General features: G+C 73.8%; 13 protein-coding genes. 6 read left to right on the forward strand and 7 right to left on the reverse strand.

Annotated elements, in window-relative coordinates; genetic code table 11:
• The first annotated feature begins 68 nt into the window (after window positions 1-68).
• Window positions 69-1,820 (forward strand): ABC transporter ATP-binding protein, encoded by a 1,752-nt coding sequence (locus UIS43_RS17030; RefSeq protein ID WP_370013260.1) that lies wholly within the window; start codon window positions 69-71, stop codon window positions 1,818-1,820.
• Window positions 1,821-1,940: 120 nt separating this feature from the next.
• On the opposite strand, the gene UIS43_RS17035 is transcribed toward UIS43_RS17030, so the two are convergent.
• Genes UIS43_RS17035 through UIS43_RS17045 form a run of 3 tightly spaced genes read right to left on the reverse strand, consistent with a single transcriptional unit; the run spans window position 1,941 to window position 4,469 of the window.
• Window positions 1,941-2,732: an ABC transporter permease gene (locus UIS43_RS17035; RefSeq protein WP_370010810.1), complete on the reverse strand. Its 792-nt coding sequence runs from the start codon at window positions 2,730-2,732 to the stop codon at window positions 1,941-1,943.
• A 10-nt stretch (window positions 2,733-2,742) separates the two neighbouring features.
• Complete coding sequence (locus UIS43_RS17040; protein ID WP_370010811.1) at window positions 2,743-3,522, reverse strand: ABC transporter permease; 780 nt, start codon at window positions 3,520-3,522, stop codon at window positions 2,743-2,745.
• Window positions 3,519-4,469, reverse strand: a complete 951-nt coding sequence (locus tag UIS43_RS17045; RefSeq protein WP_370010813.1) for an ATP-binding cassette domain-containing protein — start codon at window positions 4,467-4,469, stop codon at window positions 3,519-3,521. The genes UIS43_RS17040 and UIS43_RS17045 overlap by 4 nt, the downstream gene beginning before the upstream one ends.
• Window positions 4,470-4,707: 238 nt before the next feature.
• On the opposite strand from UIS43_RS17045, the gene UIS43_RS17050 reads away from it, so the two are divergent.
• Complete coding sequence (locus UIS43_RS17050; RefSeq protein ID WP_071623047.1) at window positions 4,708-5,271, forward strand: DNA-3-methyladenine glycosylase I; 564 nt, start codon at window positions 4,708-4,710, stop codon at window positions 5,269-5,271.
• Between the two features lie 109 nt (window positions 5,272-5,380).
• On the opposite strand, the gene UIS43_RS17055 is transcribed toward UIS43_RS17050, so the two are convergent.
• A complete protein-coding gene (locus UIS43_RS17055; protein ID WP_370010815.1) occupies window positions 5,381-6,991 on the reverse strand; it encodes an ABC-F family ATP-binding cassette domain-containing protein in 1,611 nt (536 codons plus the stop codon).
• Window positions 6,992-7,145: 154 nt separating this feature from the next.
• On the opposite strand from UIS43_RS17055, the gene UIS43_RS17060 reads away from it, so the two are divergent.
• From UIS43_RS17060 to UIS43_RS17070, 3 genes are all read left to right on the forward strand, one after another.
• Entirely contained in the window at window positions 7,146-7,763 is a 618-nt protein-coding gene (locus tag UIS43_RS17060; protein WP_370010817.1) for a TetR/AcrR family transcriptional regulator, read from the forward strand.
• Window positions 7,764-8,023: 260 nt separating this feature from the next.
• A complete protein-coding gene (locus UIS43_RS17065) occupies window positions 8,024-8,848 on the forward strand; it encodes an NAD(P)H-binding protein (protein WP_071623050.1) in 825 nt (274 codons plus the stop codon).
• Window positions 8,849-9,136: 288 nt separating this feature from the next.
• On the forward strand, window positions 9,137-9,916 hold the full coding sequence (locus UIS43_RS17070) for a TetR/AcrR family transcriptional regulator (protein ID WP_013155680.1): 780 nt from the start codon (window positions 9,137-9,139) through the stop codon (window positions 9,914-9,916).
• A 97-nt stretch (window positions 9,917-10,013) separates the two neighbouring features.
• On the opposite strand, the gene UIS43_RS17075 is transcribed toward UIS43_RS17070, so the two are convergent.
• The 3 genes from UIS43_RS17075 to UIS43_RS17085 form a co-directional block, all read right to left on the reverse strand.
• Entirely contained in the window at window positions 10,014-10,706 is a 693-nt protein-coding gene (locus UIS43_RS17075) for a LuxR C-terminal-related transcriptional regulator (protein ID WP_210745652.1), read from the reverse strand.
• 372 nt (window positions 10,707-11,078) lie between these two features.
• On the reverse strand, window positions 11,079-12,287 hold the full coding sequence (locus UIS43_RS17080; protein ID WP_071623052.1) for a cytochrome P450: 1,209 nt from the start codon (window positions 12,285-12,287) through the stop codon (window positions 11,079-11,081).
• Between the two features lie 31 nt (window positions 12,288-12,318).
• On the reverse strand, window positions 12,319-13,260 hold the full coding sequence (locus tag UIS43_RS17085; RefSeq protein WP_013155683.1) for a hypothetical protein: 942 nt from the start codon (window positions 13,258-13,260) through the stop codon (window positions 12,319-12,321).
• A gap of 304 nt (window positions 13,261-13,564) precedes the next feature.
• Here UIS43_RS17085 and UIS43_RS17090 point away from each other — a divergent pair, with 304 nt between their 5' ends.
• Window positions 13,565-14,290: a class I SAM-dependent methyltransferase gene (locus tag UIS43_RS17090; protein WP_013155684.1), complete on the forward strand. Its 726-nt coding sequence runs from the start codon at window positions 13,565-13,567 to the stop codon at window positions 14,288-14,290.
• Window positions 14,291-14,292: the final 2 nt, after the last annotated feature.

Raw genomic sequence — 14,292 nt, forward strand, 5'->3', positions numbered from 1 at the left:
GCGGGACCGTCGCAGGAGTGGGAGCCGAGTCGGGCACGGGAACCGGGCGGGTCGGCGGCGGGCACGGGATGCGCGCCGGGGAGGAGGAACGGCTGCCGGTGGCGGAGCCCGCCCAGGCGCGTCGGGACGCCTGGCGGCTGGTGTCGGCCGACCGGGCGGGACTGACCGCGACGCTCGTGCTGACCTGCCTGGCCAGTGCGGCCGGGCTGGCCGGGCCCTACCTGCTGGGCCGGATCATCGACCTCCTGGAGGCCGGGCGGGCCACCGTCGCGGCGGTCGACGGGCTGGCCGCCGCCGTCCTGGCCTGCGCGCTGGCTCAGCTGGTGCTGACCCGGTACGCGCGGCTGGGCGCGTTCCGCTTCGCGGAGCGGGCGCTGGCGCGGCTGCGCGAGGAGTTCGTGGACCGGGCCCTGGCCCTGCCCGCCCGGGTGGTGGAGCGGTCGGGCACCGGGGACCTCACCAACCGGGCGTCCGGCGACATGGGGGTGATCGCGACGACCCTGCGCAGCGCGGCCCCCGACGTGTTCCCGGGCCTGTTGCAGATCCTCTTCCTGCTGGCCGCGGTGTTCTGGCTCAGCCCGTCCCTGGGCGTGCTGGTCCTGGTGGTGGTGCCTCCGCTCTGGTGGGCGCTGCGCTGGTACCTGCGCCGGTCGCGCGCCGCCTACCTGGCGGAGGGGGCGGCCACCTCGACCGCGCTGGCGGGGGTGACCGCCACCGCCGAGGGCGGGCGCACCGTGGAGGCGCTGGGGCTGCGCCGGGAGCGGGTGGCCCGTACCGACCGCGACACCCTGGAGCTGTACGGGGCGCGACGCCGCACCCTGCGCCTGAGATCGGTGCTGTTCCCCGTCGCCGACGCCGCGTTCTCCCTGCCCGCCGTGGTGGTGCTGCTCGGCGGCGGTCTGCTCCACCTGGAGGGCGGGGTGAGCCTGGGAGTGGTGGTGACCTGTTGCCTCTACATGCGGCAGATGGAGGAGCCCGCCAGCGGGATCATGTACTGGGTGGAGCAGTTGCAGCGGGGCGGGGCGTCGTTCGCACGGGTGCGCGGCGTGGGGCGGGTGGCGGCTCCGGTGTGCGCGGCCCCGACACCCGCCGACGACCGGATCGAGGTCCGCGGCGCCCGCTACGCCTACGTGACGGGAACGGACGTCCTGCGCGGGATCGACCTGACGGTGCGGCCCGGTGAACGGCTGGCGGTCGTGGGGCCCTCGGGGGCGGGCAAGACCACCCTGGGGCGGCTGCTGGCCGGGGTGGACGCGCCGGACTCGGGGAGCGTGCTGGTGGGCGGGGTGCCCGTGGCCGACCTGGGCCCGGAGGAGCTGCGCCGCCGCATCGTCCTGGTCGATCAGGAGCACCACGTGTTCGCGGGGACGCTGCGCGAGAACCTGGCCCTGGCCTCGGAGGAGGCCGACGACGCCGACCTGCTGTCCGCGCTGGAGGCGGTGGACGCGGACTGGCCGCGGGAGCTGCCGGAGGGGCTGGACACCCAGCTGGGCGCGGGCGGCACGGCGCTGGACGCCGCGGCGGCACAGCAGCTTGCCCTGGCCCGGGTGGTGCTGGCCGACCCGCACACGGTGGTGCTCGACGAGGCCACCTCGCTGCTGGACCCCACCACCGCCCGGGCCGCGGAGCGCTCCCTCGCGGCGGTGCTGGAGGGCAGGACGGTGATCGCGATCGCGCACCGGCTGCACACCGCGCACGACGCCGACCGGGTGGCGGTGGTGGAGGACGGCCGGATCACCGAACTGGGCGGCCACGACGAACTGGTGGGCGCGGGCGGCGCCTACGCGGCCCTGTGGAGATCCTGGCACGGCACCGCCTGAACCCCCCGGACGCAGCGGTCCTTCGCGGTCGGACGGAGCGGCTCACCCGCTCGGCAGGCGGGGCGGGCCCCGGTGTCGGCCAGCGTCCGGGACGCCTCGCCCGGGACCGGAGGGTCCGTGTCAGTCGAGGACGCTCCTTCCGGCGCGGGCACGGGCGAACACCAGACGGAAGGAGAAGAAGGCCGCCGTGAACCAGACCAGGGCCGCCAACACCATCGCACCCAGCGCCGTCAGGACCTGGACGGCGGTACCGCCGCCCTCCACCAGCCGGACCGCCTCCAGGCCGTGGGTGGCGGGCACCGCCTGGGCTATCCACCGGACCGGGGCGGGCCAGTACTCCAGCGGCACCATCGCCCCGCAGAACGCGGTGACGTAGAGGGTGGCGATGGTGCTGATGACGTTGCGCGCCTCGGAGAAGACCAGCGCGACCGACCCCAGGAGCAGGGTCATGCAGTAACTGCTCAGCGCGGTCAGCGCCGCGACGCCCACCAGGACCGGCACCTGCCACGGCTCCCAGACCACCCCGAAGAAGGGTGGTACGGCCAGCAGGGCGATCGACGTGGTGACGGTCGCGGAGGCGGGCCACTGGAGGCTGCGGCCGAAGAAGAACAGGCCGGGTTCGACCGGGGAGGCCGCCAGCAGACCCAGCGTTCCCTGGTGCTTGTCCCAGCAGGTCGAGGCGGTGGCCAGCATCGTCTCGGACACGCAGATGAGCACCGCGGCGCCGAGGACGACGTAGGCGGTGAACTCGGGGTCACCGACCAGGACCCCGACCAGGCTGTAGAAGACCACCTGGGTCAGCAGCCGGACCAGCCATCCGAAGAGCCAGGTCCGCCAGGTGTAGACGAAGGACATGTCGGCGCGGGCCAGGACGGCGGCCCGGCGGACCGTGGTGGCGGCGTGCGTGATCACGGCTTCCCCCTCAGATCCGGGACAGGGTTCCCTCGGCGCGGGCGCGCCGGAGGAAGCGGACGAGGGTGGCCGATCCGAAGGCCAGGGCCAGTGCGCCCAGGAGCACCACCGCGGCCAGCCGCGGCGCGACCGACTCCACCGGTCCGGGTTCGAGCGCGTCGCGCATCAGGTCCGCTCCCCAGGAGAGGTAGAGCACCCGGCTCAGGCCCTCCAACCAGCCGGGGAAGAGCGCCACCGGGACCATCACGCCGCTGAGCAGGAACACCGGCATGGACAGGGTGTTCTGCACGATCCGGGCCCCGGGCGCGGCGATGAACAGCGCCGAGAGCGCCGTCGCCGTGGCCGCGGTGGACAGGGCGGTCGCCACGGCCGCGAGCACGAACACCACTGGGTGGTGGACCGTGACCCAGAAGCCGAAGAGCAGCCCGGCCACGCCGACGGACAGCGCGAAGGCGGGAACGGAGACCAGCATCGCGCCGCACAGGCGGCCGAAGACCAGCATCGGGACGGACACCGGCGAGGCCACCAGGGGCTCCAGGCGGCCGTTGTCCCGGTCGTCGCTGATCATCTCCCCGGCGAACATCAGCGCCGCGGTCCACAGGGTCATCAGCGTGGGCGCCACCACCGTGTAGGAGGCCAGGTCCGTACGGCCGGAGTACAGGACCATCGACAGGAAGACGGCGGTGAAGAAGGGCACTCCGACCAGGGCGAAGTAGCTGTCCACGCTCCCGGCCATCCGCCGGGTCTGGAAGGAGAAGCCCAGGCCGAAGCCGAGCGCGAGGGACCTCACGTGTCCACCGCCATACCCCGGTCCCCGACCAGGTGCAGGTAGACCTCCTCCAGGCTCGGGTGGCTCCGCGACACGTCGCCGATCCCGGCCTCCACCAGGACGCGCAGCACGGCGAGTGTGGCGTCGGGGTCGTCGGTCTCCACACGGATCCCGGCGCCGTCCGCCTCCTGAACCGACACCACGCCGGGCAGGGCCGCCAGCCGCTCCCGCAGGGGGCCGGGCACGCCGCGGGCGTCCACCCGCTCGTAGGAGGAGACCAGGCGACCGACGGTCTCGGGGCTCTCGGTGAGCACCAGGCCGCCCTGGTCGATGAGGGACACCCGGTCGCTGAGCGCCGCCGCCTCGGCCATGTCGTGGGTGGTCATGAGGATGGTGCGTCCGCCGCTGCGCAGTTCCGCGACCAGCGCCCGGAAGTCACGGGCGGCCACCGGGTCCATGCCGACCGTGGGTTCGTCCAGGATGAGCACACCGGGGTCGGAGACCAGGCCGCGCGCCAGGTGGAGGCGCTGCTTCATGCCCCGGGAGAAGGCGCCGACGCGCTCGTCCGCCCGGTCGGCCAGGCCCATCCGCTCCAGGAGTTCGTCCACCCGACCGCGCCGACGGGCGCCCCGGAGGCCGTACACCCCGGCCCAGAAGGTGAGGTTCTGCCGGGCGGTGAGCCGGTCGTAGGCGCCCTTGTCGCCGCCGAACACGATGCCGAGGGAGTTCCGCACCCTGGCGGTGTCGGTGACCACGTCGTGGCCGAGTACCCGGACGGTGCCGGAGGTGGGCAGCAGCACGGTGGAGATGATCTTGCACAGCGTGGTCTTGCCCGCGCCGTTGGGGCCGAGGAGGCCGTGCACCTCGCCCTCGGGGACCTCCAGGCTGACGCCGCGCAGCGCCTCCAGTTCCTCACCTCCCCCGCGCCGGTAGACACGTCTGAGGTTCGTGATCTCCAGAGCACTCACGTGCGCTGACCTCCGGGGGGTCGGGGGAGGCGCGCGGAGCCGGGTACGGCGCCGACACCAGATATCTCTACGTCGAGATACCTTGCTCATCCTAGGTGACGGACCGATCCTCGCGCGTGTCCGGTTCCGGCCACAAGGGACTTTGCGCCCCCGTGCCCCGACCGGAGGTCGCGTCCGGACTGTCTCCGACCTGCGGCACCATGGAGGCGACCACCGCCGCCGGCCCCGAGGAGCTGCCATGTCCGACCAGCGCTGTGCCTGGGCACGGGGGTCCTCCGAGCTGATGCGGGACTACCACGACCACGAGTGGGGCAGGCCCTCCCGCGACGACGCGCACCTGTTCGAGATGCTCGTCCTGGAGGGCGCGCAGGCCGGGTTGTCCTGGTCCACCGTGCTCAACAAGCGGGAGAACTACCGGCGGGCCCTGGAGGGCTTCGACCGGGAGCGGATCGCGGAGTACGGCCAGGAGGACACCGACCGGCTCCTCCAAGACGCCGGGATCATCCGCAACCGGCTCAAGGTGGCCTCGCTCCCCCGCAACGCCCGGGCCTTCGGGGACGTGCGCGAGGAGTACGGCACCTTCGCGGCCTACCTGTGGGGCTGGGTGGACGGAACGCCCGTGGTCAACCGCTTCACCGAACCCTCCGAGGTCCCGGTGAGCACCCCGCTGTCGGACCGGGTCAGCAGGGACCTGAGGAAGCGCGGCTTCACCTTCGTGGGCACCACCATCGTCTACTCCTACCTCCAGGCCGTGGGCGTGGTCGACGACCACCTGGTCGCCTGCCCGGCCAAGCCCGCCTGACCGCCGCCGACCGCTCCGACCGCGGCCCGACCATGGCCCGGCCGCGGCTCGGCGTCGGCTCGGTGACGAGGCAGCGGCGGGGCGTCGACGCCCCGCCGCCGTCCCCCCGTCAGTCGGCCCCGGACACCTCCACCGGGGCGTGACCGCGCTCGGTCCGCCACCAGCGGCCCACCCCGACCTCGCGCAGGAACGCGTGGTCGTGGCTGGCCACCAGCAGGGCACCCCGGTAGTCCGCGAGGGCCTCGGCCAGCTGCCGCTGGCTGTCCAGGTCGAGGCTGTTGGTGGGCTCGTCCAGCACCAGCAGCCGGGGAGGCTCGTCCGCCAGCAGCAGCCGGGCCAGCGCCACCCGGAACCGCTCGCCGCCGGAGAGGTCGCCCGCCCTCTGGTCCACCCGGTCCCCGCGGATGAGGAAGCGGGCCAGACCGGCCCGCACCCGGTGCGGCGTGGCGGAGGGCGCCGCCGCGCGCACGTTGTCGAGCACGCTCAGGCCGTCGTCCAGCACGTCCAGCCGCTGCGGAAGGTAGCCGATCCGGTCGGCGGCGTGCACCACCTCGGCCTGCGGGTGGCGCCCCCGGCCGACCACGGCCCGCAGCAGGGTGGTCTTGCCGGACCCGTTGGGCCCGACCAGCGCCACCCGTTCGGGCCCGCGCAGGTACAGCCGCCCGCCGCCCGGAGTGCCCAGCTCCAGGACGCCGTGTCCGGCCGGGACCCCGGTGCCGGGCAGGGCGACGCGGATGGCGTCGTCGTCGCGGACGGCGTCCTCCGCCCGGCCCAGCTCCTCCCTGGCCCCGACCAGCTTGGCCTCCTGCATGACGCGGTGCTTGCCCGCCGCCACCTGGGCGTCGCGCTTGCGCTGCTTCATGACCACGCGGGGCTCGCGCTTGGTGTCGTACATCTTCTTGCCGTAACGCACCCGCCTGGCCAGCTTGACCTGGGCGTCGGCGAGCTGGCGCTTCTCGCGGCGCACGTCGGCCTCGGCCACGCGCACCATGCGCCGGGCCGCCTCCTGCTCGGCGGCGAGCTGCTCGGTGTAGGCGGAGTAGTTGCCGCCCCACACGCGCACCCTCCCTTCCCGGAGTTCGGCGATCTGGTCGACGCGTTCCAGGAGTTCGCGGTCGTGGCTGACCACGACGAGCACCCCCTGCCAGGACGCGACCGCGTCGTGGAGCCGCTCCCGGGCGCGGCGGTCCAGGTTGTTGGTGGGCTCGTCCAGCAGGGTGACGGCGGGGCGGCGCAGCGCCAGCCCCGCGAGCGCGACCAGCACGGCCTCCCCTCCGGAGAGGGTGCCGACGGGGCGGTCCAGCGGGGCGTCCCCCGTCAGGGCGACGCCGAACCGTTCGAGCTGGGCCAGGGCGCGTTCCTCCACGTCCCAGTCCTCGCCGACGGCGGCGAAGTTCGCCTCGGTGGCCTCGCCCGCCTCGATGGCGTGCAGCGCGGCGCGGGCCCGGTCGACGCCCAGCAGTTCGGCGACGGTGCGGCCGGTGTCCAGGGTCAGTCCCTGGTCCAGGTAGCCGACGTCGCCGTCCACGGACACCGTGCCCGACGCCGGGGTCAGCCGCCCCGCGACGAGGCGGAGCAGGGTGGACTTGCCGCTGCCGTTGCGGCCGACCAGCCCGGTCCGCCCGGTGCCGAAGGCGGCGTCCAGACCGGTCAGGACGGGCGTGCCGTCGGGCCAGGCGAAGGACAGTCCCGCGCAGACGACGGAGAAGGCGGAAGACATGCGGACCTCTCGATGGTGGTGGAGAACTGCCGGGGACCCTGGGTGCGGCGGAATCGGTCCATCGTGATCTCCTCCTTCGAGAGGGCTTGATGCGACTATTGTCGCGATAAGGAGCATGGCACATGAAGACAGCAAATGCAACTAGAGTTGCGTTATGACCTCTGACACGGAAACCCCGGGCGCCGCGAGACCCGGCGGCCGCACCGCGCGCAACACCGCCGCCGTACTCCAGGCCACCCTCGACGAGCTGGGCGAACACGGCTACGCAGGACTCACCGCCGAACGCGTCGCCACCCGCTCCGGCGTGCACAAGGCCACCGTCTACCGCCGCTGGGGAGGAGTGGACGGACTCCTGTCCGCGGCGCTGGAGTGGTCCACCACCCGCGACTGGGAACCCGAGCGCACCGGCTCCCTGCGCACCGACCTGCGGGCCCTCAACGCGACCGTGCTGCACGGCTTCACCGAGGCCCCCGAGGGCGCGATGTCCGCGGCCTCCATCGCGGCCGCCTTCGCCTCCCCGCGCGTGGCCGGGGCACTGCGCGTGTTCATGGCCGACCGCCACGCGCGCGCCGCCGTCCTGGTGACCGAGGCCGTCGCCCGGGGCGAGGCCCCCGAGGGCACCGACGCCGAGGAGGTGGTGCGCTCGGCGATCGCACCGGTCTACTACCGCCTCTTCGTCAGCCGCGAACCCGTCACGTCCGCCGACCTGGACCTGGCCGCCCTGGTCACCGCCGAGGCCGCCGCCCGGGGCGCCTTCGTCCGCAGGTCCTGAACCCGGCGCCGCCCCAGCGCCCCGGACCGAACGCGGGAGAGCCCGCCGCCCGGGGCGCCTTCCGCATGCCCTGAACCCGGCCCGGACGCGGAATCGCCGAGGCGGGCCCGGTGTCCGGCCCAGGCGGGCAGGAAAGCACGGCACCGCCCGCGGACCCCCTGCTCCCCCGGGCACCGCGCCTCCTCTTGCACACCGTTCCCGTACACCGTACTGTACGACTTACGGAAAACCTGGATCCCCCACTGCACGGATGGAGAGCCATGACCTTCCTCGTCGCCGGAGCCACCGGCAACGTCGGCCGCCACGTCGTCGGGCAGCTGCTCGGCGCCGGACACCCCGTACGCGCGCTGACCCGCTCCCCCGACCGGGCCCGCCTGCCCGAGGGCGCGCAGGTCGTCGGCGGCGACCTCACCGACCCGGACGGCCTCGCCCCGCACCTCGAAGGGGTCACGGGGCTGCACCTGATCACCTTCGGCGGGGACGACTACAGCCCCCTCACCTCGGCGCCGCGCCTGGTCGAACTCGCCGAGAAGGCGGGCGTGCGCAGGGTGTCGGTGCTGTGCGACTTCTACCCGGGACCTGTGGAGGAGGCCCTGGCCGCGAGCGGCCTGGCCTGGACCCTGCTCCAGCCGGTCGAGTTCATGGCCAACACCCTGGAATGGGCCGGCTCCGTGCGCGCGGAGGGCGTGGTCCGCGAGGCGCGCACCGCGCCCAGCGCCCTGGTCCACGAGGCCGACATCGCCTCCGTCGCGGTCACCGCCCTCACCGGGGACGGTCACGGCGGCCGCGCCTACCCCCTCACCGGCCCCGAGGCGCTGACCCCGGCGGAGCGGGTGGCCGTGCTCTCGCGCGGGATCGGCCGCGAGGTCGGGCTGGTCCGCCTCACCCTGGAGGAGGAGGCCGAGCGGCTGCGCGCCCTGGGCCACGACGAGGAGTACGTGGCCTTCGGCCTCCAGCTGGCCACCGACCCGCCCGAGGTCGGCACCAGGGTCCAGGACACCGTCGAGCGGGTCACGGGCAGGCCCGCGCGCACCTTCGCCGAGTGGGTCGGGGAGAACGCGGACGCCTTCCGCCCGCGGTCCTGACCGCGGGACGACGGTCTCGGTGACATTCCCAGCGGGCACCTTCCGCCCACGGGCTTGACCGGGCGGGGCCCTTGACGGGTCCGGCAGCTCGGGCGGACGCCTTCCGCCCGCGGGACCGACCCGCGGACCGCCGCGTCCGGCCGGGGCGCCCCCCCCCCGGCCGGACGCGGTCCGGCCCTCCCGAACCCCCCGACGCCCCGGCCTCCCCCGCGACGCCGCGCAGCGGGGCGTGCGCCCGTGGAACACGCCCTAGACTGGCCGGACACCGGACCGAGAGCAGGACGGCCGATGCCCACGCAGTACACCAAGAGCGGCGACCCCGCGCGCAGTCTCGCCCTGCTGTGGCGGACCCAGGAGCCCGTCAGCCGCCGCAACAAACCGGACCTGAGCGTGGACCGGATCGTTGCCGTGGCCTCGGAGATGGCCGACAACGAAGGTCTCGCCGCGCTGTCCATGCGCAAGGTCGCCGAACGCCTGGGCGTGGGGACCATGTCCCTGTACACCTACGTCCCCGGCAAGGGCGAGCTGGTCGACCTCATGCTCGACGCCGCCTACGCCGACATGTACGCGGACGGCGAGCGCCCCGAGCACTGGCGCGAACGGCTGAGCGCGGTCGCGTACGCGAACTGGCGGCTGCTCCTGCGCCACCCCTGGATGCTCCAGACCCCGCGGGGCCGCCTCCTGGGCCCCCACCTCATCGCCAAGTACGAGTACGAGCTGTCCGCCGTGGACGGCCTGGGACTGTCCGACGTCGAGATGGACTCCACGGTCAGCCTGGTCAACAGCTACGCGGAGGGCGCCGCCAGCCAGGCCGCGGCGGTCAGCGAGACCGAACGGGCCACGGGGATGACGGACGGCCAGTGGTGGAGCACCCACGGCCCGCTGCTCGCGGCGTTCACACGGGACAGCGACTACCCGCTCGCCTCACGGGTGGGCAGCACGGTGGGCAGGGAGCACAGGACGGTCTACTCGTCCGACCACGAGTTCGCGTTCGGCCTCGAACGCGTCCTGGACGGCGTCCGGGTCCTGGTGGAGTCGCGCTCCGCCCGGGGCGCCGAGGGGTCCTGAGGACCGGAGCACCCGGGGTCAGGGGGTCGCGCGGCGGCCCTCCGCCGGCACCGCGCGTCTGGACTGCCGTTCCGCCCGCCTCCGGCGGCGGGCGCCGTTAGAGCACCGCGTCCCTGCCACGGACCGGGACGAGTCCGCTCCGGAAGGCCCAGACCACCAGCTGGACGCGGTTGCGCAGCCCCCGCTTGGCGAGGACGCTGGACACGTGTGACTTGATGGTCGTCTCGGAGAGGCCGAGGACCCCGGCGATCTCCGCGTTGCTGGCGCCGGTGGCGACCAGCGCGACCACGTCCTTCTCGCGGTCGGTGAACTGCTCCTTCCAGCACGAGTCCGGGTCGTCCGCCCCGACGCACACCGCCGCCTCGTAGCGGACGAACTCCTCCACGACCGTGCCGACCACGGCCGGGTCGAGCACGGTGTGCCCCTCCCGGAGCGAGCGCACGGCGTCGGTGATGACGGACATGTCGCTTCCGGTGAGGATGTAGCCGCAGGCGCCGGCCCGCAGGCAGCTGACGAGGTTGTCCCTGTCGCTGGGCACCGCCAGGGCGAGGACGCGAACGCGGGGGTCGTCCAGCTCCGAGAGCTCGCGGACCACCTCGTTCCCCCTCTCCCCCAGCGCCGCCATGTCGACGACGGCCACGTCGGGACGGAGCTGCCGCGCCCTGGCCACCGCCACTCGCAGGTCGCCGGTCGTTCCGACCACCTTGATGTCTTGTGTCGCTTCGAAGGCCGTACACAGTCCCAGCCTCACTACGTCCTGGTCACCGATAATCAGTACGCGGGTAATCAGTGGACCTGTCCCCTTTTCGTGCGAAACCTCCGGGGTGTGGGGGCGGGGGAACCCGGGGTTGTCCATTGGAAAGAAGCCAGCCGTTCTTAAATCCCCGATCCCCTACGGACAAACCCTTCGCCCATGGCCGCATGTGGCCATCGGAGAATAAAACCGAAAAAAACGGTCACGGCCCGTGTCCGCCGATCACCGAGGTCCGAGCATTGCGCCGGGATCCTCATTTCCCCGTTCTGCGGACAAACGCGTCCAAGCAGGCCCCGCCGTGCCCGGCGGCTTCAACCCGTAACCATTTCCTTTTCCATAGGAGATCGCCGTGGGTATCGGACGGGGAATTCCCCTCTTTTTGGAATCCCGTCCCTGAAGGCCGGCTCCTCACTCGCCCCAGGCGACCGGAAGGGAGTGCACCCCGTAGACCGCGGAGCTGTCGCGCATACGAACGCTGTTCGGCGGGACGGCCAGGCGCAGGTCCGGTATCCGCCGGAACAGCGTGCCGTACCCCAGCCGCAGTTCCGTCCGGGCCAGCTGGTGGCCCAGGCAGTGGTGGGCGCCCAGGCCGAAGGCCAGGTGCATGGGGCGCTCCCGCCCCGGGTCGAGCACGTCGGGGCCGGGAAAGGCCCGCGGGTCGCGGTTGGCGGCGGCCAGGGAGACCACGACCGCCTCCCCCGCCCGGACGAGCTCCCCGCGCACCTCCAGGTCCTCGCGGGCCACCCGCATCGCCCCGAACTGCATGATCGTCAGATAGCGCAGCAGCTCGTCCACCAGCCGCGTCATCGGCTTCGGGTCGGTAGCGGTGAGCGCCCCGCGCCACGGTCCGGGATGGGTGAGCAGGGCGAACGCGCCCAGGGCGAGCATGCTCGCCGTCGTCTCGTGCCCGGCGACCAGCAGCAGGAAGGCCATCGCCGCGACCTCCTCGTCCGTCAGGTCCGGGGCGTCCAGCAACCCGCTGAGCAGGTCCTCCCCCGGTTCGCGGCGCTTGCGGCGCACCAGGTCGGCCAGGAAGGCGTTGAGGTCGGCGAGCGCCGCCGAGACCCGTTCCCGGGGCTGTCCCACGTCGAAGGCGACCGCCGTGTCGCGCTGGAACCGCTCGCGCTCCCCGTAGGGCACACCGAGCAGCTCGCAGATGACCAGCGACGGCACGGGCAGGGCGTAGTCGGTCACCAGGTCGGCGGGCGCGCCCGCCGAGAGCATGCGCTCCACGTGCTCCTCGGCGATCTCCCCGATGCGCGACTCCAGCAGGAGCATCCGCCGCCGGGTGAACTGCCCGGCCAGGCGCCTGCGGTAGCGGGTGTGCTCGGGCGCGTCCATCCGCACGAAGAAGCCGGGCGCCGCGGGAGGCGCCGGGGCCTGCCCCGGCGGCGGGACGCGGATGTCCTGCCGCGCGCTGAAGCGCTGGTCCACCAGGACGTCGCAGGCCAACTCGTAGTCGGTCACGAGCCACCCCCGCGTCCCGTCGGGCAGGGCCAGCCGGGTGATCGGCGACCTCTCACGCAGTTCGGCGAAGCGGGGCGGCGGGTCCAGGGCGTGCTCGCGTGCGGTGGGCAGGCTCACGGGGCACGCCGACGGTGTCGGGGCGTCGGCCATGGACGTGCTCCTCTCGTCGCGGGACCCGCGCTCACGGGCGCGCGGACGCCCCGGCGTGGGCGGCGGCCATCGCGGTGACCAGGGTCGTGTGGTAGCAGGTGCGGAAGACGTAGGCGGTGGCCCGCTCCCCCGTGCGCCCGGCCAGGACCCCGGCGTCGAAGGGCGGACCGGGCAGGGAGCCGTCGGGGCGCTGGGCCCGGGCCAGCCGGTCCCAGGCCCGCCGCTCCAGCGCGGACGGCACCCCTCCGGCGATCCGCGCGCACAGGAGCAGTTCGGCGGTCAGGTCCAGATGGTCCTCGTCCAGGTAGGCGCGCAGCAGGCCGTCGAGCACGCGCCCCATGCGCGCGGCGTCCCCCGGCAGCGGCCGTGCCCCGAAGTCGGTGGCGTACAGGACGGCGTGGGTGACCCCGTAGGCGTCGTACTCGCCGGTGCCGCCCGCGTGCTCGGCCACGCAGGCGTCGTAGAGCGGCGCGGTGCCGGGCAGGTCCGCGGGGGCGGCGAGCCCGGCCAGGTCGAGGATGTGGCGCAGTTCCAGGGCCAGGACCGGCGAGGCCCCGGCGCCGGGGGGCCGCGGGGGCCGCCGCTCGGCCAGGGCCCGCGCGTCGGCGAGGGGCCCGTCCGCCGGACGGCCCAGGTCGGCGAGCAGCGCCGCCGTCCACAGCCGGTAGGGCGGGTTCTCGCCCTCCCCGCCGGGGGCGGTCGCGGCGACCGCGTCCCGGGCCAGCTCCGCGGCGGCGCGCTCCAGTCCCGCGGCTCCGGGCGGGGCCGGATCCGTCCGGCGCAGGAGGCGGCAGAGCATGAGCAGCTCCATGACGGTGGCCCCGGCGAAGTCGCGCGGCGGGAAGTGGTCGTCCCAGCGCGGCCCGAACCACTCCGCGTGGTCGGTGAGCCAGGCCAGGGCCGCGTCCAGGACGCCGGAGGCGGTGCTCGCGTCCGTCCGGGCCGTCGTGCCCGTCCCGCCGGTGGCGGCCATCGGTCCTCCCCGTCGCGTGCCGGGCGGGTCCCGGCGGTCCCCTCTTCCCTGCCGACGCTCCCGACCCTAGGTCGGCCCCGCTCACGGCGCTTCGGTCCGGAGGAGGAAATACGCGCCCCTCCCGCGGACCGGCCGGAGCCGTCCGGACGACGGAACCTCCTACCTGGGGAGGAGGATGCGCGAGAATGTCCGGGAATCGCGCCGCGAAGGGCGTCGTGAAGCGGTGTGGGGCCCCGGGTCGCGGGTAGGTTGAAGCGCGCGTTCACGCAGAGCGACCATCGAGCGACACTGGAGTGGGGACGGTATGGGAGACATCGACCTGGCGCTGATCGGGGACCTGTACCGCAGGTACCGGGACCCCCTGGCGAAGGTCCGGGACGCGCAGCGCGAGTTCCTCCGCCGCACGCGCGGGCGGATGACGCCGCAGCTGGACGACCTGGAGGCGGAGATCACCTACCTGCTGCTGCGCGAGACGCGGCCGGACACGGTGATGGAGCTGGGGACCTTCCACGGCTGGTCCACCACGTGGATCCTGTCCGCGCTGCGCGACAACGGCGGGGGGACGCTGCACTCCTTCGACATCGTGGACAACGTGGTGGCGAACGTGCCCTCCGAGCTGTCCCTGGGGCGGTGGGAGTTCCACAAGGGCGACATCCGCGAGAACATGTCCCAGGTCCCCGAGGGGATCGGGTACCTGTTCGTGGACGCCGCGCACAACGGCCGGTTCGCCAGGTGGTACCTGGAGTCGCTGTTCCCGCGCGTGGCCCCGGGAACGCCGGTCAGCGTCCACGACGTCTTCCACGGCAAGCGCGCCCTGCCCTTCACCGAGGGCGCCGTGGTGCTGTCGTGGCTGCGCGAGAACGGCACGGACTTCTTCACCCCCTCCCGCAAGAAGGCCCCCGCGCCCTACACCGCCCTCCTGGAGCTGCGGGAGGAGCTGGGGCTGGGCGAGCCCGTGCGCACCAGCACGGACAACCCGATGATCTACTTCCGGATGCCGGAGCACCGGGGCGCCCGGACCGGGAACTGAAA

Origin of the sequence: Nocardiopsis sp. LDBS0036, from assembly GCF_041228755.1 — a bacterium.
GTDB lineage: Bacteria > Actinomycetota > Actinomycetes > Streptosporangiales > Streptosporangiaceae > Nocardiopsis > Nocardiopsis dassonvillei.